Origin of the sequence: Mesorhizobium sp. M0862, from assembly GCF_040319795.1 — a bacterium.
Classification (GTDB): Bacteria; Pseudomonadota; Alphaproteobacteria; order Rhizobiales; family Rhizobiaceae; genus Mesorhizobium.
The window spans coordinates 487,194-507,431 of the sequence record NZ_JAMYOJ010000001.1; the positions used below are offsets into that span (position 1 = coordinate 487,194).

The 20,238-nt window shown below is 64.3% G+C and carries 15 protein-coding genes; 10 read left to right on the top strand and 5 right to left on the bottom strand.

Annotated features, from left to right (window positions below; all coding sequences use genetic code 11):
* Window positions 1–66 precede the first annotated feature (66 nt).
* On the bottom strand, window positions 67–681 hold the full coding sequence (gene pncA, locus NKI15_RS02450; RefSeq protein WP_023714546.1) for a bifunctional nicotinamidase/pyrazinamidase: 615 nt from the start codon (window positions 679–681) through the stop codon (window positions 67–69).
* A gap of 281 nt (window positions 682–962) precedes the next feature.
* Here pncA and NKI15_RS02455 point away from each other — a divergent pair, with 281 nt between their 5' ends.
* From NKI15_RS02455 to NKI15_RS02480, 6 genes are read left to right on the top strand one after another with little or no spacing between them, the layout of a single operon-like run.
* Window positions 963–1,826 (top strand): FAD binding domain-containing protein, encoded by an 864-nt coding sequence (locus NKI15_RS02455; protein ID WP_352460362.1) that lies wholly within the window; start codon window positions 963–965, stop codon window positions 1,824–1,826.
* 11 nt (window positions 1,827–1,837) lie between these two features.
* Entirely contained in the window at window positions 1,838–4,783 is a 2,946-nt protein-coding gene (locus NKI15_RS02460) for a molybdopterin-dependent oxidoreductase (protein ID WP_502898667.1), read from the top strand.
* Window positions 4,780–6,321, top strand: a complete 1,542-nt coding sequence (locus NKI15_RS02465) for a 6-hydroxynicotinate reductase (RefSeq protein ID WP_352460360.1) — start codon at window positions 4,780–4,782, stop codon at window positions 6,319–6,321. The genes NKI15_RS02460 and NKI15_RS02465 overlap by 4 nt, the downstream gene beginning before the upstream one ends.
* Window positions 6,321–7,205 carry a UPF0280 family protein gene (locus NKI15_RS02470; protein WP_023714548.1) on the top strand — a complete coding sequence of 295 codons (885 nt, stop codon included), beginning with the start codon at window positions 6,321–6,323 and terminating at the stop codon, window positions 7,203–7,205. Before NKI15_RS02465 ends, NKI15_RS02470 begins: the two co-directional genes overlap by 1 nt.
* The gene (locus NKI15_RS02475) at window positions 7,198–7,782 is read left to right on the top strand and encodes an amino acid synthesis family protein (RefSeq protein WP_286440592.1); all 585 of its coding nucleotides are present in this window, start codon (window positions 7,198–7,200) and stop codon (window positions 7,780–7,782) included. The genes NKI15_RS02470 and NKI15_RS02475 overlap by 8 nt, the downstream gene beginning before the upstream one ends.
* A complete protein-coding gene (locus tag NKI15_RS02480; protein WP_023671294.1) occupies window positions 7,779–8,240 on the top strand; it encodes a MarR family winged helix-turn-helix transcriptional regulator in 462 nt (153 codons plus the stop codon). The genes NKI15_RS02475 and NKI15_RS02480 overlap by 4 nt, the downstream gene beginning before the upstream one ends.
* A gap of 1 nt (window position 8,241) precedes the next feature.
* On the opposite strand, the gene NKI15_RS02485 is transcribed toward NKI15_RS02480, so the two are convergent.
* Together NKI15_RS02485 and NKI15_RS02490 are read right to left on the bottom strand one after the other, a co-directional pair.
* The gene (locus NKI15_RS02485) at window positions 8,242–9,357 is read right to left on the bottom strand and encodes an aminomethyl transferase family protein (protein WP_352460359.1); all 1,116 of its coding nucleotides are present in this window, start codon (window positions 9,355–9,357) and stop codon (window positions 8,242–8,244) included.
* Between the two features lie 70 nt (window positions 9,358–9,427).
* The gene (locus tag NKI15_RS02490; RefSeq protein ID WP_023695906.1) at window positions 9,428–10,198 is read right to left on the bottom strand and encodes an ABC transporter substrate-binding protein; all 771 of its coding nucleotides are present in this window, start codon (window positions 10,196–10,198) and stop codon (window positions 9,428–9,430) included.
* A 253-nt stretch (window positions 10,199–10,451) separates the two neighbouring features.
* Here NKI15_RS02490 and NKI15_RS02495 point away from each other — a divergent pair, with 253 nt between their 5' ends.
* Entirely contained in the window at window positions 10,452–11,342 is an 891-nt protein-coding gene (locus NKI15_RS02495; protein WP_352885648.1) for an SGNH/GDSL hydrolase family protein, read from the top strand.
* Between the two features lie 22 nt (window positions 11,343–11,364).
* Here NKI15_RS02495 and NKI15_RS02500 read toward each other — a convergent pair whose 3' ends face one another.
* Together NKI15_RS02500 and NKI15_RS02505 are read right to left on the bottom strand one after the other, a co-directional pair.
* Entirely contained in the window at window positions 11,365–13,047 is a 1,683-nt protein-coding gene (locus NKI15_RS02500) for a hydantoinase B/oxoprolinase family protein (protein WP_352515090.1), read from the bottom strand.
* Window position 13,048: 1 nt separating this feature from the next.
* The gene (locus NKI15_RS02505) at window positions 13,049–15,133 is read right to left on the bottom strand and encodes a hydantoinase/oxoprolinase family protein (RefSeq protein WP_352515089.1); all 2,085 of its coding nucleotides are present in this window, start codon (window positions 15,131–15,133) and stop codon (window positions 13,049–13,051) included.
* A 219-nt stretch (window positions 15,134–15,352) separates the two neighbouring features.
* Between NKI15_RS02505 and NKI15_RS02510 the strand changes: the two genes are divergently transcribed.
* The 3 genes from NKI15_RS02510 to NKI15_RS02520 all read left to right on the top strand — a co-directional run bounded on the left by NKI15_RS02510 (window position 15,353) and on the right by NKI15_RS02520 (window position 20,046).
* Window positions 15,353–16,180 carry a ferredoxin--NADP reductase gene (locus tag NKI15_RS02510; protein WP_023671300.1) on the top strand — a complete coding sequence of 276 codons (828 nt, stop codon included), beginning with the start codon at window positions 15,353–15,355 and terminating at the stop codon, window positions 16,178–16,180.
* Window positions 16,181–16,398: 218 nt separating this feature from the next.
* Window positions 16,399–17,448 (top strand): deoxyribose-phosphate aldolase, encoded by a 1,050-nt coding sequence (gene deoC, locus NKI15_RS02515; protein WP_023689207.1) that lies wholly within the window; start codon window positions 16,399–16,401, stop codon window positions 17,446–17,448.
* A gap of 225 nt (window positions 17,449–17,673) precedes the next feature.
* Window positions 17,674–20,046 (top strand): aldehyde dehydrogenase family protein, encoded by a 2,373-nt coding sequence (locus tag NKI15_RS02520; protein ID WP_352515088.1) that lies wholly within the window; start codon window positions 17,674–17,676, stop codon window positions 20,044–20,046.
* The last annotated feature ends 192 nt before the right edge of the window (window positions 20,047–20,238 follow it).

Here is a 20,238-nt window from a genome sequence, read left to right on the forward strand (position 1 = left end):
GCGAGTACACCTGCCGCGAAAGCCTTCCCCAACTGTGCGCAGCCCCCTCGATGCCTCACGATCCAGTCACTCCGAGATCGGGTCTTCGAGCCTCACCCCGGCATCGCGCATCCGCTTCAGCATCGCCTCGACCGAACCGTTGAGATCGATGCCGCGGCAGGCGTCGAGGCGAACCGTCGTCTTGAAGCCTTGCTTGACCGCGTCGAGGGCCGAGAAGGCGACGCAGAAGTCGGTCGCCAGGCCAACCAGGGTCACGGTGCCGATGCCGCGCTCCTTGAGGTAGCCGGCGAGCCCGGTAGGCGTCTTGTGGTCGTTCTCGAAGAAGGCGGAGTAGCTGTCGATATCGGGGCGGAACCCCTTGCGGATCACCAACTCGGCCTTGGTCCAGGCGAGCCCCGAGTGAAAATCCGAGCCGAGGCTGCCCTGGATGCAATGGTCGGGCCACAGAGTCTGCGGCCCATAGGGCATCTCGATTGCGCTGAAGGGCTGCGCCCCCGGATGGCTGGAGGCAAAGCTCGAATGTCCGGCCGGGTGCCAGTCCTGCGTCAGCACGACATGCTCGGCATGCCGAATCAGATCGTTGACCAGCGGCACGATTTCGTCGCCGCCGGCAACCGCCAGTGCGCCGCCGGGGCAGAAGTCGTTTTGCAGGTCGATGACAACAAGCGCTTCGTCGGCCATGGCGCCTCTCCTCTTCTACGTCTCGAACGGGGGATCGAGTGAAATACGCCGCTGATGCGACCGGATGCTGAAACTTGACCGGATGGCCGCCTGCGTCAACCTCTGCAAGCGTAAGAAATGCTTGGCGGCCGGGTTCCCTTAAACTCCGGCTTTGACAATTTCCGCCAGCTTGATATCATTTGCATACGAATGAATTTGGCCTGATCAGACACTGGCGGGTTCGGGAAGTCCCCACCTTTGAAGGCCCCAATGGGAAGGCCGATTTTTTTGGAAGGCAAAGCGTGATCCGTTACGCGAAACCCGCCACGCTCGACGAGGCGCTCGTTCTGCTGGGCGAGGGCGCCTGGCGCGTGCTTGCCGGCGGCACCGATTTCTATCCGGCGCAGGGCGCCAAACCGTTCCGCGAGAATGTTCTCGATATTAACGGCCTGCACTCGCTGCGCGGCATTGCCGAGACCGAAACCCATTGGGTTTTGGGCGCCCGCACCACCTGGACCGACCTTGTCCGCCATCCATTGCCGGCGGCTTTCGATGCGCTGAAGCAGGCCGCGCGCGAAGTGGGCTCCCTGCAGATCCAGAATGTCGCCTCGATCGCCGGCAATCTCTGCAATGCTTCGCCTGCCGCCGATGGCGTTCCGGGACTGCTGGTGCTGGACGCCGAGGTCGAGCTGCGCTCTGCAGCCGCGACGCGTCATCTGCCGCTGCAGGAGTTCATTCTCGGCAACCGCCGCACCGCGCTGCTACCGGGCGAGCTGGTCACCGCCATCCGGGTGCCGAAGCCCAGGGCCGCCGGCACGTCGGCCTTCGTCAAGCTCGGTGCGCGGCGCTACCTCGTCATCTCCATCGCCATGGTGGCGGCGCGCCTCGTTGCCGAGGCTGGCATCGTCATGGAAGCCGCTGTCGCGGTCGGGTCCTGCTCGGCCGTGGCCAAGCGGCTCGCCGCTGTCGAAGCCGTGCTGGTGGGCAAGCCTGTCCGCCCGGCACTCGCCGATGCGCTCCTGTCCGCGCCGATGGCCGAGCTCTCGCCGATTGCCGACGTGCGCGGCAGCGCCGAATACCGGCTCGACGCAGCGCGCGAGCTTGTCGCCCGCGCCGTGCTGGGGGCTTGCGGGCTGACGAACGACAACAGCATGGTGGCGGCATGAGCCACTCCGAGATGATTGAAGCCCTGCCTGATCTCGTGCCGGGTTTCGGCCCCGAGCGCGTAGACATCGTCTTCGCGGTCAATGGCGGCGCCGTCTCGGTCAATGTGCCGCCGTTGCGCCGGCTGTCGCAGGTGTTGCGCGATGAATTGCAGCTGACCGGCACCAAAGTCGGCTGCGATGCCGGCGATTGCGGCGCCTGCACGGTGCTGGTCGACGGCGACGCCGTCTGCGCCTGCCTGATGCCGGCGGCCTCCGCAGCCGGGACGTCCGTAACGACCGTCGAAGGCCTCGCCGATGGCCTTCTCTCGGCGCTGCAGGCGTCCTTCCTGGCACATGGCGCCGCGCAATGCGGCATCTGCACGCCGGCGCTGCTGGTCGCGGCAACGGCGCTGCTGGATGGCACACCGAATCCGACCGAGACCGAGGTGCAGGATGCGCTGGGTGGCATCCTGTGCCGTTGCACCGGCTACAGAAAGATCATTGCGGCAGTGATGGATGCGGGACGGTTCGAGACGTCGACCGACGGCGCTGCCCCTCATCCGCCTGCCGGCACCTTCACCCCGTATAGTGACGGGGAGAAGGGAAGTGCTCCAGCGCCGACGCTCCCCTCTCCCCGTTCTTCACGGGGAGAGGGTAAGGGTGAGGGGCAGCGCCAACGTCATTCGTTGGAATTCAACTTTGAACGTAGAATGCCAACCACAGGGAATGCTGTAGGCGCCTCCCCGGTCCGGCTCGACGGCGTGCCAAAAGTCACCGGCGCTGAAAAATTCGGCGCCGATGCCTTTCCCGCCGATGCGCTGGCCGTGCTGGTGGTCCGCTCGCCGCATTATCATGCCGGCTTCGCCTTCGGCGACCTGGAGGGCTGGGTGAAGTCGCATCCCGGCATCGTCGGCGTCTTCACCGCCGCCGACATTCCGGGAAAAAACTGTTTCGGCGTCATCGGTCCGTTTGCCGACCAGCCGGCGCTGGCCGAAGGCTTTGCGCGGCTGCGCGGCGAGGCAGTGGCGCTGGTCGCCGGCGAGCGCGAGGCCATGCTCGATCTCGACCTCCAGGATTTCCCGGTCCGCTGGACCGAGCTGCCGCATTTTCTGCAGCCCGGCGACGCGCAGGCAGAAGGGGCGGCGCTCATCCACGCGAACCGCCCGGCCAATTTGTTGACCAAGGGCTTTGTCGAGCGCGGCGACCCCGAGGCGGCGCTTGGCGAGGCTGCCTTCACAGTGTCCGGTGCCATCGACACCTCCTATGTCGAGCACGCCTATATCGAGCCGGAAGCCGGCCATGCCTACATGGACGGCGACACGCTGGTCGTCGTCGCCTGCACCCAGGCCCCCTACATGGATCGCGACGAAACGGCGAAGGTGCTCGGTCTTGCCGTCGACAAGGTGCGCATCGTGCCGACCGCGACCGGCGGCGGCTTCGGCTCGAAACTGGACGTTTCACTGCAGCCGCTCATCGGCCTTGTGGCGCTGAAGACCGGCCGGCCGGCAGCACTGGCCTACACCCGCAACGAATCCATGATGTCGACCACCAAGCGACATCCCGCCGAGATGAAGGCGACCATCGGCGTAGATGCCGAGGGCCATGTCACCGGCATGGTCTTCACAGGCGATTTCAACACCGGCGCCTATGCCAGCTGGGGCCCGACCGTCGCCAACCGCGTGCCGGTGCATGCCTCCGGTCCCTATGCGACGCCGAACTACCGCGCCGAAGGCCGCGCCATCCACACCCACGGGCCGATTTCCGGCGCCTTCCGTGGCTTCGGCGTGCCGCAGGCGACGATCATGCAGGAGACGCTCTATGATGAGCTCGCCGGCAAGCTGGGCATGGACCGGCTCGATTTTCGGCTGAAGAACTGCCTTCGGAACGGATCCGAAACGGTTACCGGACAGCGACTGGAGTCGGGCGTCGGCATATTCGAGTGCCTCGACTCCTTGCGACCGCATTGGGTTCGCGCGAAGGCCGACGCAGATAAATTCAATACCGCCAATACGAGCAAACAACGCGGCGTTGGCGTCGCGTCCTGCTGGTATGGCTGCGGCAACACCTCGCTGCCCAATCCGTCGACCATCCGGGTCGGTATCTCGCCAGAGGGGGAGGTCATCCTGCATCAGGGCGCCGTCGATATCGGCCAGGGCTCCAACACCGTCATTGCCCAGATCTGCGCCGACGCACTCGGCCTGCCGCTGGAAAAATTCAAGCTGAAGAGCGCCGACACCGCGATCAGCCCCGACGCCGGCAAAACATCGGCCTCGCGCCAGACTTTTGTCACCGGCAAGGCGGCCGAGAAGGCCGGCCGCGCCTTGCGCGAAAAGATCCTGCGCTTTGCCAATGTCTCGGACAACGCGGCCCTGCAATTGGACGGCCCGGCGATCGTCATTCGTGAGGGCGAAGCCACTCGGCGTATCGATCTCGCCGCGCTCGATGTCGATGCGGACAGTTTCGTCTTTCGCGCCGAGGAGACCTACGATCCGCCGACGCTGCCGCTCGATGCCAAGGGCCAGGGCAAGCCTTACGCCGTCTATGGCTATGGCGCGCAGATCGCCGAACTCGAGGTCGACCTCAAGCTCGGCACGGTGAAGCTCTTGAAAATCACCGCCGCGCACGATGTCGGCAAGGCGATCAATCCGCTGCTGGTCGAAGGCCAGATCGAGGGCGGCATCGCGCAAGGCATCGGCATGGCGCTGATGGAGGAATACATCCCCGGCCGCACCGAGAATTTGCACGACTATCTCATCCCGACCATCGGCGACGTGCCTGAGATCGAGCACATTCTGATCGAGGTTCCCGATCCGGAGGGACCGTTCGGCGCCAAGGGCCTGGGCGAGCATGTGCTGATCCCGACCGCACCCGCCATCCTCAACGCCATACGCCACGCCACCGGCGTTCTCATCACCAAAGTTCCGGCGACGCCGGCGCGCATCCGCGCTGCTATCCGCGACAAGGAGGCGCGCCGATGAGCGAGCTTGCCGAACGCTTTGAAACCCACGATCCCGGCCAAAAGCTGGTGGCGGAAAAGATCCGCTGCGATGCCTGTCCGGTCATGTGCTACATCGCCGATGGCCGCACCGGCGCCTGCGACCGCTACGGCAATGTCGGTGGCCGCATCGTGCGTATGGACCCGCTGACCATCCTAGACCATGCGGCAGAGAGCGGCGCCGCGGTCGTGCCCTTCACCGCCGAGGGCGAGCAATGGGACGGCGAACTGGTCAACACCGGCCGACGCTTCGTCACTGCGATCGGCGCCGGCACCACCTATCCCGACTACAAGCCGGCCCCCTTCATCGTCAGCCAGGAGGTCGAGGGCGTCGACCTCGTCACCGTGGTCACCGAGGGCATTTTTTCGTACTGCGGCGTCAAGGTGAAGATCGATACCGACCGCCATCTCGGTCCCGAAACGGCAATCGTGCGCGCGCAAGGCGAGCCGATCGGCCACGTCACGACAGGCGAATATGGCTCGCAGATGCTGTCGCTCGGCGGCGTGCATCATCTGACCGGCGGCTCCAAGGCCGAGGGGCGCGCAACCTGCGACGCGATGCTCAGTCTGTGCAATCGCAAGCCGGTCGAACTGACCATCGATGGCGGCGCCACCATCACCGTCGAAGCCGGCAAACCACCTGTCATCGACGGCAAGCAGGAACACCGCATGCGGGTCGGCTGCGGCTCGGCCACCATCGGCATGTTCGCCACGCAATGGCGCGGCCTTGTCGACGAGGTGGTGGTGGTCGACGACCATATCACCGGCGTCGTCTCCGAGCATCAGGCCGGCAAGGTGCTGGGCTGGCAGGATACCGGCATCAAGATCATCGGCCGCCGTTCGACGCCGGGCCGCTATTTCAAGGTTTCCGAGCCCGGCCTCGGCTGGGGCGGCACCTCGATTTCCGACCCGCTGTCGATCCTCGGCGAATGGAACGCCAAGAAGGGCGCCCGCCCCGGCCTGTCGCTGCTGATGGTGTCGACCACCGGCGAGCAGTTCGCCTATTACGAGCTCGACGACGAGTTGAAGCCGGTGGAAAAACCGTTCCCCGAGCGGCTGCAGAAATCGGTCGGCCTGATCGAGGACAATTGCGAGCCGGCGCTCTGCACCGTGCTGTTCATCGGCGGCGCCGGCGGTTCGCTGCGCGCCGGCGTCACCGAAAACCCGGTCAATCTCACCCGCTCGGTGCAGGGCTTGAATACCTATGTTACCGTTGGCGGCGCGCCGGTCTATGTCTGGCCGGGCGGCGGCATCACGCTGATGGTCGACGTCATGCGCGTGCCGGAAGGCGCCTTCGGCTATGTGCCGACGCCGGCGCTGGTGGCGCCGATCGAATTCACGCTACGCCGCGACGACTATGTCCGGCTGGGCGGCTACGAGGCCGAGATACGCAGCGTCGAGGATATCGTTGCCAAAGGCGGCGAATATCTCAACCCGCGCCGCGGCTCAGGCGCCGAGGCCCACAATCCATGGCCGCCGCTGGCGCAGTTGCGCCGCGTCGGCTCGAACGGGGCCTCTTGATGCAAGGCCCGCAAGTCCACTGGCTGCAGGACGGCAAGCGGCTGCACCTCAACCACGGGCCGATCGACCTGATCGTCGAGGCCTTTGGTGAGGCGGCTGAGTGTCGTGCCGCCTACGATCAGGCGATCGAGCGCTTCCAGACGATCCTGATCGAGTTGGTCGAGGAGCTTCCCGAATTGCGGCTGCCGGCATTTTTCCTGGCGCCGCGCACTTTCGCCGGCCCGACCGCGCGGCGCATGGAAGCAGCCGTCATGCCGTTGGCGGAATGCTTCATCACGCCGATGGCCGCCGTCGCGGGATCGGTAGCCGACGAAATGCTCTCGGCATTGCTTGCCGGTCGCAAGCTCGACCGGGCCTATGTCAACAATGGCGGCGACAGCGCCCTCCATATCGGCAAGGGCCAGTCGATGAACCTGGCGATCGCCGGCACCGGCAACGGCATGGCCGACCGCCTCACCATTCGCTCGGCGGACGGCGTGCGCGGCGTCGCCACCAGCGGCTGGCGCGGCCGTTCGTTCTCGCTTGGCATCGCCGACGCCGTCACTGTGCTGGCGCGCACCGGCGCCGAGGCCGATGCGGCGGCGACACTCATTGCCAACGCCGTCGACCTGCCCGGCAATCCCGCCATCAAGCGCATTGCCGCGCAGGAACTGGCGCCCGACAGCGATCTCGGCGCACGGCTGGTGACACAAGCCGTCGGCATGCTCGCGCGTGACGATGTGGAGCGGGCGCTGGACAATGGCCTTGCCGTCGCCGAAGATTTTCGCCGGCGCGGCCTGATTGCCGCATCGGCGCTGTTTCTAGGTGGGGAAGCGCGCATCAGTGGTTCCATGGCGCTTGCCGCGCCCAACAAAAATCCAGGGAAGGAAGTTGCCCATGCCTGAGTTTCCGATCCGCAAGATTGCGGTTCTGACCGAAGAGATCTTTCATGATGGCGGCCCGGCCGCAGCTGTGCCGCGCCGCCGCGCGGCGGCCGTGGCGCTGGTCAAGAACCCGTTCGCCGGCCGCTACGTCGAAGAACTGCAGAGCGCCATGGACGATCTGAAGCCGCTTGGCCTGCTGCTCACCGACAAGCTCATTGCCGCATTGGGCGGCGACATCAAGCAGATCGACGCCTACGGCAAGGGCACCATTGTCGGCTCGTCGGGGGAGCTGGAGCACGGCGCGCTGTGGCACGTTCCTGGCGGCTACGCCATGCGCGAGCGGCTGGGCGACGCCAAGGCGATCGTGCCGTCGGCAACCAAGGTCGGCGCCTTCGGCTCGCGGCTTGACGTGCCGCTCGGCCATACCAACGCCGCCTATGTCCGCAGCCATTTCGACGCCATGGAGGTCGGCCTCAGCGACGGGCCGCGTGCCGACGAAATCCTGTTTTGCCTCGCCATGAGCTGCGGCCCGCGCGTGCATGACCGCATGGGCGGCCTGGCTGCAGGCGACATCAAGGTCTGGGATGGCTTGCGATGAGCGGCGGGGACAATCTGCTGAAACTGGTCGAGGCCGAAGAGCCCGACGAACATGATTACCGCCTGCAGGAGCAGGTCGGCTTCATCCTGCGCAAGGCGCATCAGCGCCATGTCTCGATCTTTGCCGCCCAGATCAGCGACCTGACGCCGCCGCAATTCGCTGCACTCGCCAAGCTGCACGATGTCGGCGAGACCTCGCAGAACCAGTTGGGAACGCTGATCGCCATGGATGCGGCGACCGTCAAGGGCGTGATCGACCGGCTGAAGGCGCGTGGCCTGGTCGACCTGACCAAGCATGAGGTCGACAAAAGGCGCCTGCTGGTCAACCTCACGCCAGAGGGACGCGAGGCGATCGAACGGCTGATCCCGTTGGCCCGCGCCATCACCCAGGAAACGCTGGCGCCGCTGACGGCCAAGGAAGCGGCCACGTTTATGCGGCTGCTAGCGAAGTTAGCCTGACTTAGGCCCGCAGCCGAGCGCCTTCAGGATCGAAGAATGGCATCGGCGCCACCACCGCGCGGGTCGGCTTGCCGTCGATGTCGATGCTGAGTTCGGTCCCGATGGCGGTGAACGGCAGCCGCAAATGCGCCGTCGCCAGAACTTTGCCTAAGGAATAGCCGTGATCGCTGTAGGTGACGACGCCGGCATCCTCGCCGTCGGCGAAAACCCTGGCATCCGTCGCGGCCGGCTTGTCACCGTCGAGAATCAGCCCGGTCCAGCGTTCGTCGAGCCCCTTGTCGCGAATTTTGAGCAATGCCTCGCGGCCGATGAACTCGCCCTTGTCGAACTTGATCCAGCGATCGAGCCCGACATGGAAGGGCGTACGGCTCTCGTCCATGTCGATGCCATGCGCCGGATAGGCCTTTTCCAGCCCGAGCGTGAACATGGCCAGCACGCCGTATGGCTTCAAGCCGAAATCGCCGCCGGTCCGCACCAGCGCGTCCCAGACGGAAGTCGCCTCGTCCGCCGGCACGAACAGTTCGAAGCCGAGCTCGCCGGTCACCCCGGTGCGTGAGATCAGGACTTTGGTCTCGCCGACGCGCCCTGAAGTGAACGCCCAGCGTTTCAACTCATCGAGATCGGCATCCGAAACCAGTGCTTTCAGCAGCTCGCGTGAACGCGGCCCCTGTATCGTCGGAAAGGCGACGGCCGCCGTGATGTCGGTGACATAGGCCTTTCGCGCTTCAGCATGATGTTGCAGCCAGGGCAGCATCTTCAGCCGGTTGACCGAGCCGGTCACCAGCATGAAATGCTCAGGCGCCAGCCGGAACACGGTGAGGTCGTCCATGATGCCGCCATCGTCGCGGCAGACGGTGGAATAGCGCACCTGGCCGGGGCTCATCGCGGCCGCATCGTTGACGATGATGTGGTTGACCAGCGCCTCGGCTTCCGCCCCCTTGATGTCCATCTTGCCCATGGTGCTGAGATCCTGCACGCCGACATTCTTGCGCGTGTTCAGATGCTCGTCGGCGATGCCGGAATAAGTTTTGGCCGAGACGAAGTCGCCGCCGACCCGGCCCATCGTGGCGCCGAGGCCAACGATGCTGGTGTAGAAAGGGGAGCGCCGCTCAACCAAGAAACTTCTCCGTCATCTCATGAAAACGGCAGCGCCTGATGGCGCTGCCGAGGTAGGAGCGGTGAAGGGGTTAACTTCCGTAGACGTCGAACAAGAAGTATTTGTCGTTGATTTCCTTGTACTTGCCGTTGGCACGCAGGGCGTCGATGGCGGCATTGAACTTGTCGGCCAGTTCCTTGTTGCCCTTTTGCAGGGCGATGCCGACGCCGGGTCCATGAATGGCCGGATCGGCGGCCAGCGTGCCGAGCAATTTGCAGCAGGCGCCATCGGGCTTCTTCAGCCATTCGGTCAGGATGATCGAGCCGTCCATCATCGCGTCCAGCCGGCCATTGGCCATGTCGGTGCGGGCGTCGTCGCCGGTCGGATAGGCCTTGACGGTCGAGCCGGAGTATTTCTGCTCGGCGAAATTCTGGTGGATGGTTGCGCTCTGCACGCCCAGCACCTTGCCCTTCAGATCGTCCGGCGATGTGCCGGCGATGGTCGAATCCTTCGGCACGGCGATGGCCGGCGGCGTCTGGTAATATTTGTGGGTGAACTCGACCTTCTCGGCCCGTTCCGGCGTGATGGTGATGTTGATGATGGCGTCGAACTTGCCGGCCTGCAGCGCCGGAATGGAACCATCGAAGTCCTGTACGGAGAATTCGCACTCGGCCTTCATCTCGGCGCACAGCGCCTTGCCGAGGTCGATGTCGAAGCCGCCCAGCGTGCCGTCCGAATTGGCATAGTTGAAGGGCGGATAGGCGCCCTCGGTCCCGATCCTGAGTTTCTCGGCGGAGGCAGCACCGGTCCCAAGCAGCAGGGCGGCGGACGCGGCAAGCACGAAACGACCGAAAAGACGCATGTTCCTGATCTCCGTTGACTAAGCAATTCCAGGGAAGGTGTTGGGTTTCCCGTCCGGAATTGCGCGAAAACAAGGATAGAAGTCTATGGTCTTTTGCAGGCCCCACGGAGACGGAAACGACATGCTCTGCGGCGATCACGGCGCGGCAAGCCGTCCTTCCCCAGGAAATCTTACTGTGATCTAAATTACAGACCGATCATGGACATCGGCGCATGCTCAGCTGGAAGTAGACGGTCGTGGGAGGGACCTGGGGATGGACCAGCAGGAATTCGTGCAGGAAGCCGCGCAACGGCGCATCGATGACGACATCGCCAAGCGCATCAGGGTTCACCAAGCCAACATCGAGCGGCTCGAAACCGCAAGGGAAAGTGCCGGCAATCTCGAGGCCGCCGTCGCCAACCGCCCGCTGGTCATGCTGGCGCAGGGCGATTCCTGGTTCGACTATCCGCTCACCGGCAACGGCTTTCCGTTCGTCGACACCGACGTGATCGCGCAGCTGCGCCGCATCGGCTCGATGCCGCCGACCATCCTCAACCTTGCCCATCATGGCGATGCGGCGACCGACGAGATGTCGCTGCCCAAGCAGCAGCGCATGATCGCCGCCCTGCGCAAAAAGGCCAACTGGCTGGACGGCAAGCCCGATGCCATCCTGTTCTCTGCCGGTGGCAACGACATTGCCGGCGACCAGTTCTGCATCTTCCTCGACTTCAATGACGGCCACGCCCCCGGGCTGAACAAGAACCGCTTCACCAAGGCGCTCGGCATGGTCGAGGCCTGCTATCTCGATTTATTCGCGCTGCGCGACCGCGTCGCGCCAGGCGTGCCGATCTTTGGCCATTGCTATGATTTTCCGATCCCGAACGGAGCGCATCCGTCCTGTGTCGGCCCGTGGCTGAAACCGTCGCTCGATTTCTGCAACTGGACGGTGGCCAAGGGCACGGCCATCGTCCACGACGCACTGGCGGCATTCCGCGATGTGGTGAAGCGCCTGGCCGACGAGCCCAAAAACAATTTCCATCTGGTCGACACGCAAGGCACGCTGAAAGTAGCCGACTGGGCCAACGAACTGCATCCCGATCCCGCCGGCTTCAAGAAGATCGCGCAGAAATTCGCCGATGCGCTGAAGGCCAAGCTGCAGACCTGACGCGGCTCGGGCTTGTCGGCTCTCAGGTTCCGAACAGCTCTTTGGCTTGTTCATCGGTGTAGTAACCAAGCCGGACATCCTCGGCGACCAGTTTCGGATCGCGCTGACGCGGATCGCCATAGCCGCCGCCGCCCGGCGTGCCGACGCGCACGCGGTCGCCGGCCTTGAGCGCGATGTCCTGTTCCTTGGACAGATGCGGCGGCACGTGTGCCTCGCCGGCGCGGAACACGGTCACCGTGTTGACCGCGCCGTCCCTGCCGCCGAGCGCGCCTTGCGGGCCGAAACGGCCATGGTCCATGACGAAGGACGCGCGCGCTTCGCCTCGCAATATCTCAACCTCATAGGCCAGCCCGAAGCCGCCGCGCTGCTTGCCGGCGCCGCCCGAGCCTTCGCGCAAGGCATAGTGGCGGTAGAGAACCGGAAAGGCCTGCTCCATGATCTCGACCGGCGGCGATTTCGAAATGCCGATGGTCGAGCAGCCATTGGTCAGGCCGTCATGGCCGGAATTGCCGCCATAGCCGCCGCCGGAGATCTGATACATCACATAGTCGCGGCCGCGCGCCGGATCGTTGCCGCCCAGCGCGAAATTGCCGCTGGAGCCGGCGGGCGCGGCCGTCACCTTTTCCGGCAGCGCCTGCACCATCGCCGCGAACACCGCCTCGGCGATGCGCTGCGAGACTTCAGCCGCGCAGCCCGAGACCGGCCGCGGGTATTTGGCGTCGAGGAACGTGCCTTCCGGCCGCTTGACGATCAGGGGCTCGAAAGCGCCGGCGCTGATCGGCACATCAGGGAAAATATGGCGCATGGCGAGATAGACCGACGACAATGTCGTCGCCAGCACGCTGTTCATCGGCCCCGCGCATGGTTTTGACGAGCCGGTAAAATCGAAGGTCAGCGTGTCGCCCTGCTTCTCGACGGCGAGCGCGATGGTCAGCGGTTCGTTGACCACGCCGTCCGAGTCGACAAAGGCCTTCGAACTGTATGTGCCGTCGGGAATGGCGGAGATGTTGGCGCGCATCTGCTCGGCGGCGCGGCGACGCAGTTCGGCGATCGCCCCGACGACAGTTTCGTCGCCGTAACGATCGAGGATTCCATTGAGCCGGTCCTGACCGATCAGCAGTGCTGCGGCCTGCGCTCTTATATCGCCGATGCGCTGGTCGGCGACGCGGATGTTGGAGCAGATGATGGCGTAGATTTCCGTGTCCAGCACGCCCTTCTTGAACAGCTTGACCGGCGGCAGCCGCAGGCCTTCCTGCTCGACGGCGGTCGCGGAAGCGGAGAAGCCGCCCGGCACCGAGCCACCGATATCGGGCCAGTGGCCGGTATTCGATAGCCAGCAAAATATCTTGCCGTCGCGGTAGACCGGCATGGCGAAGCGCACGTCCATCAGATGCGTGCCGCCGAGATAGGGATCGTTGACGATGTAGATGTCGCCGGGTTCCGGCGGCAGGCAACGGCCGTTGGCGATCATCTCGATCACCGTCCTGGTCGAATACTGCATGACGCCGACGAACACCGGCAGGCCCTGGCTGCCTTGTGCGATCAGCGAGCCGTCGACGGCGGAGTAGATGCCGTCGGAGCGGTCATTGGCTTCGGCGATGACAGGCGAGAAGGCCGCGCGGGAGAAAGTGAGATCCATCTCGTCGCAGACCTGCTGCAAGGCTGCCTGCAGGACCGAAAGCGTGATGGCGTCGAGCTTTTGCATCTCAGGCCTCGCCGATATCGATGATGATGTTGCCGTCGGCGTCCGATCTTGCGCGGTCGCCGGGTTCGAGCACTGTGGTCGCATCCATCTGTTCGAGGATCGCCGGCCCTTCGATGACGGCATCGGGCGGCAACTTTTCGCGTGCGTATATCGGCGTATCGTGCCAGCGTCCTGCGTACCAGACAGGCCTTGTTTCGCGCAGCGCCTCGTCTAGCGTCTTTGTACGTCCGGCCGGGTCGATCAGCCGTGACAGGTCGATCGCCGGCCGCACGCCCGTCACCGACGTGTTGAGGTTGACCAGATTGGCGCGGATCTCCGGCAACTCGACCTTGAAGCGGGCGAAATAGGCTTTTTCGAACAGCACCTGCAACTCCTGCCTTGTCACCGATGAAGACGGCAACGGCACGTTGATGATGTGGGTCTGGCCGACAAACTGCATGTCGGCAGAGTGGGTGACGCGGATCGTTTCCGGCTTCACCGCTTCCTTGCCGATCAGTTCCTCGCCTTCCCCGCGGTGACGTTCCAGCACCTCGCGAAGCCGGGCTTCATCGAGCACGGCGACCGGCTGGTTGATGGTGTTGACGAAGTCGTGACGCAGATCGGCCACGACGCAGCCGAGCGCATTGGTGATGCCCGGACGGGCCGGCACCAGCACGCGGGGCAGGCCGAGTTCGCGCGCCAGCGCGGAGGCATGCAACGGTCCGGCGCCACCGAAGGCGAACAGCGCGAAATCACGTGGATCATGGCCGCGCGACACCGAGACCATGCGGATGGCGCCGGCCATCTTCATGTTGCCCAGGCGCAGCACCGCGCCCGCCGCTTCGACGCCGGAGAGGCCGGTGGCCTTGCCTATTCTGTCTTCGAAAATGCCGGTGACCCGCTCGACGGTGACCGGATTTTCGACCGCCAGCAGCTTCTTCGGCGCCAGCCGGCCCAGCACCAGATTGGCGTCGGTGATGGTCGGCTCGGCTCCACCACGACCGTAGCAGATCGGGCCGGGATTGGCGCCAGCACTTTCCGGGCCGATCTGGATCAGGCCGGCCGCATCGACGCGGGCGATCGAGCCGCCGCCGGCACCGACCGTATGCACCGCCACCATCGGCACGTGGATCGGCATCGCATATTCGATCTCGATCTCGTTGGAGACCGCCGGCTCGGCGTTGCGGATCAGCGCCACATCGGTCGAGGTGCCGCCCATGTCGTAGGTGACGAGGTTTTCAAAGCCGGCGCGCTTGCCCGTATAGGCGGCGGCGATGACGCCGGAAGCCGGGCCGGACATCACGGTCTTGGCCGATTCGCGGGTGACGAAACGGGCCGAGATCATGCCGCCATTGCCGTTCATGATCAGGAAGTCGCGGGCGTAACCTTTGGCAGCCAATTCCTTGCGCAGCCGCTCGACATAACGCTCGAGGATCGGCTGCACCGAGGCGTTGACCGCGGCGGTCACCCCGCGCTCGAATTCGCGGGCTTCCGACAGCAGCGCATGGCCAGTCGTGATGTAGCCGTTCGGCCAAAGCTCGGCGGCGATTTCGGCCGCGCGCCGCTCATGCCCAGGGTTGGCGTAGGAATGCAGGAAATGGATGACCAGGGACTCGCAGCCGGCCCCGATCAGCGTCTTCACGGCGTCGCGCATCTCGGCCTCGTCGAGCGGCGTGCGCACCGCGCCCGACGCCTCGACGCGCTCCGACACTTCGAGCCGGAGATCGCGCGGGATGATCGGAACGAAGCTTCCGGTCATGCCGTAGGGCTGCGGCCGTGTGCGGCGGCCAAGCTCGATCACGTCGCGAAAACCGCGCGTGGTGATCATGCCGGTTTTCGCCAGCCTGCGTTCCAGCACCGCATTGGTGGTGGTGGTCGTGCCATGCACGATGAGGTCGATGCCGTCTATGGCAAAGCCTGTGGCGCCCAGCGCTGAAACCACGCCGAACGCCTGATTGTCGACCGTCGTCGGCGTCTTGGCGATATGCACCTTTCCGCCGTCATTTCCGTCGATCAAAATGAGGTCGGTGAAGGTTCCGCCGACATCGATGCCGGCAACGACGTGACCCAGGGAATCCGGTTGTTGCACCGAAAAATTCTCTTTCATTGTCGAAATCCGAAATGGCGGAACTACGAATATGCCGCAGTTTGGAAAGCTGTTTTAGCGTGGTATCTTGACACAAATATCGTTTGTATACTAATAAATTTGGGACACAAGAGCTCACTGCTTTGGAGTGTGTGAACGGCTCGACGGGACCTGAATGGTCTGGGCGCGCAGGAAACGGTTTGGCGCCCGCACAGGCGTGAGCAAGACAGAGTTGGATTGATGAACACCACATCCGCACTCAACACAGCCGGCGCCCGTCCGCTGCAGTTTCCGATTCCGGCCAATGTCTATGCCGAAACCGTCGTCTCGGTGAAGCATTACACCGACCGCCTGTTCTCGTTCCGCATCACCCGTCCGCAGTCGCTGCGCTTCCGCTCCGGCGAGTTCGTCATGATCGGGCTGCCCAATGCCGAAAAGCCGGTGTACCGCGCCTATTCGGTCGCCAGCCCGGCCTGGGACGAAGAGCTGGAATTCTTCTCGATCAAGGTGCCGGATGGTCCGCTGACCTCCGAATTGCAGAAGATCCAGGTCGGCGACACCGTCATCATGCGCCAGAAGTCGACCGGCACGCTGGTTGTCGACGCGCTGACCCCGGCAAAGCGCCTGTTCATGATCTCGACCGGCACCGGCATCGCGCCCTTCGCCAGCCTTCTGCGCGACCCCGATACCTACGAAAAATTCGATCAGGTCATCCTGACCCACACCTGCCGCGACAATGCCGAACTGACCTATGGCCAGGAACTGGTGGCCGCGCTCGAGAACGATCCCCTGATCGGCGAACTGACCGGCGGCCGCGTCACCCTCTACAATTCGACGACCCGCGAAGAATCGGCGCGCATGGGCCGCATCACGGCGCTGATCGGCTCCGGCAAATTCTACGACGACCTCGGCATCGAGAAGCTCAATCCGGAGACGGATCGCATAATGATCTGCGGCTCGATGCATATGCTGAAGGACGTCAAGGAAATGGCCGAAAGCCTCGGCTTCCATGAGGGCTCGCTCAGCCATCCCTCGACCTTCGTCGTCGAGCGCGCTTTCGTCGGCTGACATCAGCAGGCGCCTCGGCGCCTGCTTCTCGATTGGAATTTTGACCATGCGGTCAAAATTCAGCTGCTTTCGCCGCCTTTTTCCGCTATGACCGCTTGAAGGACTCGTGAAGCGATGCTTCACGGGCTATCTTCGGTGTGCGTCGCCTAAAGCCGCCGTGCGGTCCGGGAGCAACGACACGCACCACGACGTAAAATCGTCGAGCGAAAGGGCAGGAGATGAGCAGCACAATCCGCGAAGCCGATCTCGGCGGGTCCAAGGTCACGCCGCTGCCGGCGCGTGCCGCAGCCAACACGCCCGTTCCGCAATCGCATGGCATCGCCCGCAACACCGGCATGCGGCTCGATCTCGGCTTCATGGAATCGGTGCGCTCGGTCAATCGCTCGGCGCTGGAGCGCCGCGTCGCCAGCCTGACCAAGCGTCGTTCGATCAAGGCCGACAACCAGGCCGCATGGCTGCTGCGCGCGGTCTCCTGCATGGATTTGACGACGCTGAATTCCAACGACACCGAAGAGCGCGTGCGCCGCCTATGCGCCAAGGCGATCAACCCGTTCCGTCGCGACATCGTCGAGGGGCTTGGCATCGAGGGCGAGAAAATCCGGCCGGCGGCGGTCTGCGTCTATCATCCCTTCGTCGCGACGGCTGTTGATGCCGTGCGCGGCACCGGCATCCATGTCGCCGCCGTCTCCACCGCTTTCCCGCACGGCCTTGCGCCGCTGTCGACCCGCCTGCAGGAGATCGAGGCTTCGGTGCGCGACGGCGCCGACGAGATCGATGTCGTCATCCCGCGCGGCTTGGTCTTCGGCGCCAAATGGCAGGAGCTCTACAACGAGATCGTCTCGATGCGCGAAGCCTGCGGTGATGCGCATCTCAAGGTTATCCTCGGCACCGGCGACCTCGCCACGCTGCGAAATGTCATGCTGGCCTCGATGGTGGCGATGATGGCGGGCGCCGATTTCATCAAGACCTCGACCGGCAAGGAAAGCGTCAACGCCACGCTGCCCGTCGGCCTCGCCATGGTGCGCGCCATCCGAGCCTATTTCGAGGAGACCGGCTTTCTCATCGGCTTCAAGCCGGCCGGCGGCATCTCTACAGCCAAGGCTTCGCTCGACTGGCTGGTGCTGATGAAGGAGGAGCTCGGCCGGCCATGGCTGGAGCCAGACCTGTTCCGCTTCGGCGCCTCGAGCCTGCTGACCGATATCGAGCGCCAGCTCGAGCATCATCTGACCGGGCATTATTCGGCCAACCACCGCCATGCGATGGCGTGAGGCGGAGAAGGCCTTGAACGTCGAGTTCCTTCGCGCCTCCCTCTGTCCTGCCGGACATCTCCCCCACTTGGGGGGAGTTTGGCTAACGTCGGCGATTTCGCCAATTGTCGACGTTTCAGAGCCGACAGGCGCGAAGGCTAATCTCCCTCCTTGTGGGGGAGATGTCCGGCAGGACAGAGGGGGGCGCCACAGAGTGCCTGCCAAGACGATTATCTGGAGCGCGTCATGAACATTCTCGAACGCTATCACGCCATGGAATACGGCCCGGCGCCGGAAGCCCGCACCGAGGCCGATGCCTGGCTTGCCGGACGCGATTTCGGCAAGGCGCTGTTCATCGACGGCGGTTGGAAGGCATCAGGCGGCGGCAAGACCTTCGAGACCAGCGAACCCTCAGCCGGCAAGCTGCTGGCCAAGATCTCCGATGCCGGCGCCGCCGATATCGACGCAGCCGTCGCCGCAGCCACCAAGGCCTTACCGAAATGGTCGGCATCCTCGGGCTACCAGCGCGCAAAAGTGCTTTACGCCATTGGCCGCGCGATGCAGCGTCATCAGCGCCTGTTCGCAGTGCTTGAGTCAATCGACAATGGCAAGCCGATCCGCGAAAGCCGCGACATCGACGTGCCGCTGGCCATCCGCCATTTCATCCATCACGCCGGCTGGGCGCAGGCTCTAGACAAGGATTTCCCCGGCCACAAGGGCGTCGGTGTCGTCGGCCAGATCATTCCGTGGAATTTCCCGCTGCTGATGTTGGCCTGGAAGATCGCGCCGGCGCTCGCCGCCGGCTGCACGGTGGTGCTGAAGCCGGCCGAGTTCACGCCGCTCACGGCCATCCTGTTCGCCGAGATCTGCGAGCGCGCCGGCGTGCCGAAGGGAGTCGTCAACATCGTCCAGGGTGGACCTGAAGCGGGCGTCGCCATCGTCAACCATCCCGGCGTCCAGAAGATCGCCTTCACCGGCTCCTCGGAAGTCGGCAAGATCATCAGGAAAGCCACGGCTGGATCGGGCAAGAAGCTGTCATTGGAGCTTGGCGGCAAATCGGCCTTCATCGTCTTCGAGGACGCCGATCTCGATAGCGCCGTCGAAGGGCTGGTCGATGGTATCTGGTTCAACCAGGGCCAGGTCTGTTGTGCCGGGTCGCGGCTTCTGGTGCAGGAAGGCATAGCCGATGCCCTGATTGCCAAGGTCAAGGTCAGGATGAGCCGGCTTCGCGTCGGCAGCCCGCTCGACAAGAACACCGATATCGGACCGCTGGTCGATTTGACGCAACTGGACCGCGTCAAGGGCCTGGTCGCCGAAGGCGCGAGACAGGGCGCCGTCTGCTGGCAGCCGGATGCCGTTCTGCCGTCTTCCGGCTACTACCACCTGCCGACGCTCGCCACCGGTGTTTCGCCGTCAAATATATTGGCGCAGGAAGAGGTGTTCGGTCCGGTTCTGGCCACCATGACCTTCCGCAACACCGAGGAAGCGATCGAGCTTGCCAACAACACGCGCTATGGGCTGGCCGCCTCGGTGTGGAGCGAAAACATCAATCTCGCGCTGCATGTCGCGCCGCAATTGAAGGCCGGCGTCGTCTGGGTCAACGGCACCAACATGTTCGACGCCGCCTGCGGCTTCGGCGGCTATCGCGAAAGCGGCTTTGGCCGCGAGGGCGGGCGCGAGGGCATGTTCGAATATCTCTCGGCAAAACTGCCGCTTGGTCCCGTGATCAAGCCGGCGACCTCTTCGGCGCAACCCGTCGAGCAATCGGATGGCGGCGCCATCGATCGTACGGCCAAACTGTTCATCGGCGGCAAGCAGGTGCGGCCCGATGGTAATTATTCGCTTTCTGTCGCCACTGCCATGGGCAAGCTGGCCGGCGAAGTCGGTCTCGGCAGCCGCAAGGACATCCGCGACGCCGTTGCCGCCGCCCGCGCCTGCAAGGCCTGGCCGGAAGCGACCGCCTACAACCGTTCCCAGGTGCTCTATTATCTCGCAGAAAACCTGTCCGGCCGAATCGGCGAATTTACCGCACGCTTGACCGAACTGACCGGCGCCAACGCCAAGGCCGCGCGGGAGGAAGTAGAACAGTCCATCGAGCGGCTCTTCCTCTATGCCGGCCTTGCCGACAAGTTCGAGGGCAGGGTGCATCAGCCACCGGCCCGCGCCGTCACGCTGGCGCTGCACGAGCCGGTCGGCGTCGTCGGCGTCGTCGCCCCGGACAGCGCGCCGCTGCTTGGCTTCATCTCCCTGACCGCACCTGCGCTTGCCATGGGCAATACCGTGGTGGCCGTGCCGTCGGAAAAATACCCGCTGCTCGCCACCGATCTCTACCAGGTGATCGAATATTCCGACGTTCCGGCCGGCGCCATCAACATCGTCACCGGCCGCACGGCGGAGCTTGCCGGCGTGCTGGCCAAGCATGACGATGTCGACGGGCTCTGGCTGTTCGCCGACGCCGACACTTGCGCGAGGGCGGAGGCCGATTCCGTCGGCAATCTCAAGCGCGTCTGGACCGGCAACGGCCGCAGCCTCGACTGGGCCTCCGACGAGGCCGCCGGCGATGCCCTGTTGCGCCGCGCCGTCGAAGTGAAGAACGTCTGGGTGCCATACGGCGACTAATGCCGCCTGAAACGTGCTGTGCTTGAGTGAACCATGGTAGCGTGACTCGTTGTCCGGTTGTCATACATGTTGTTGCATCAGAGCAAGCGATGTGTATTACATCGGCCGTCGCGAAGGTGATCGCGTTCGGGCTTGACGCTTGGACATGTGTTCTTTAACCAGAAAAAACATTTGTTATTTAAGGACTGATGG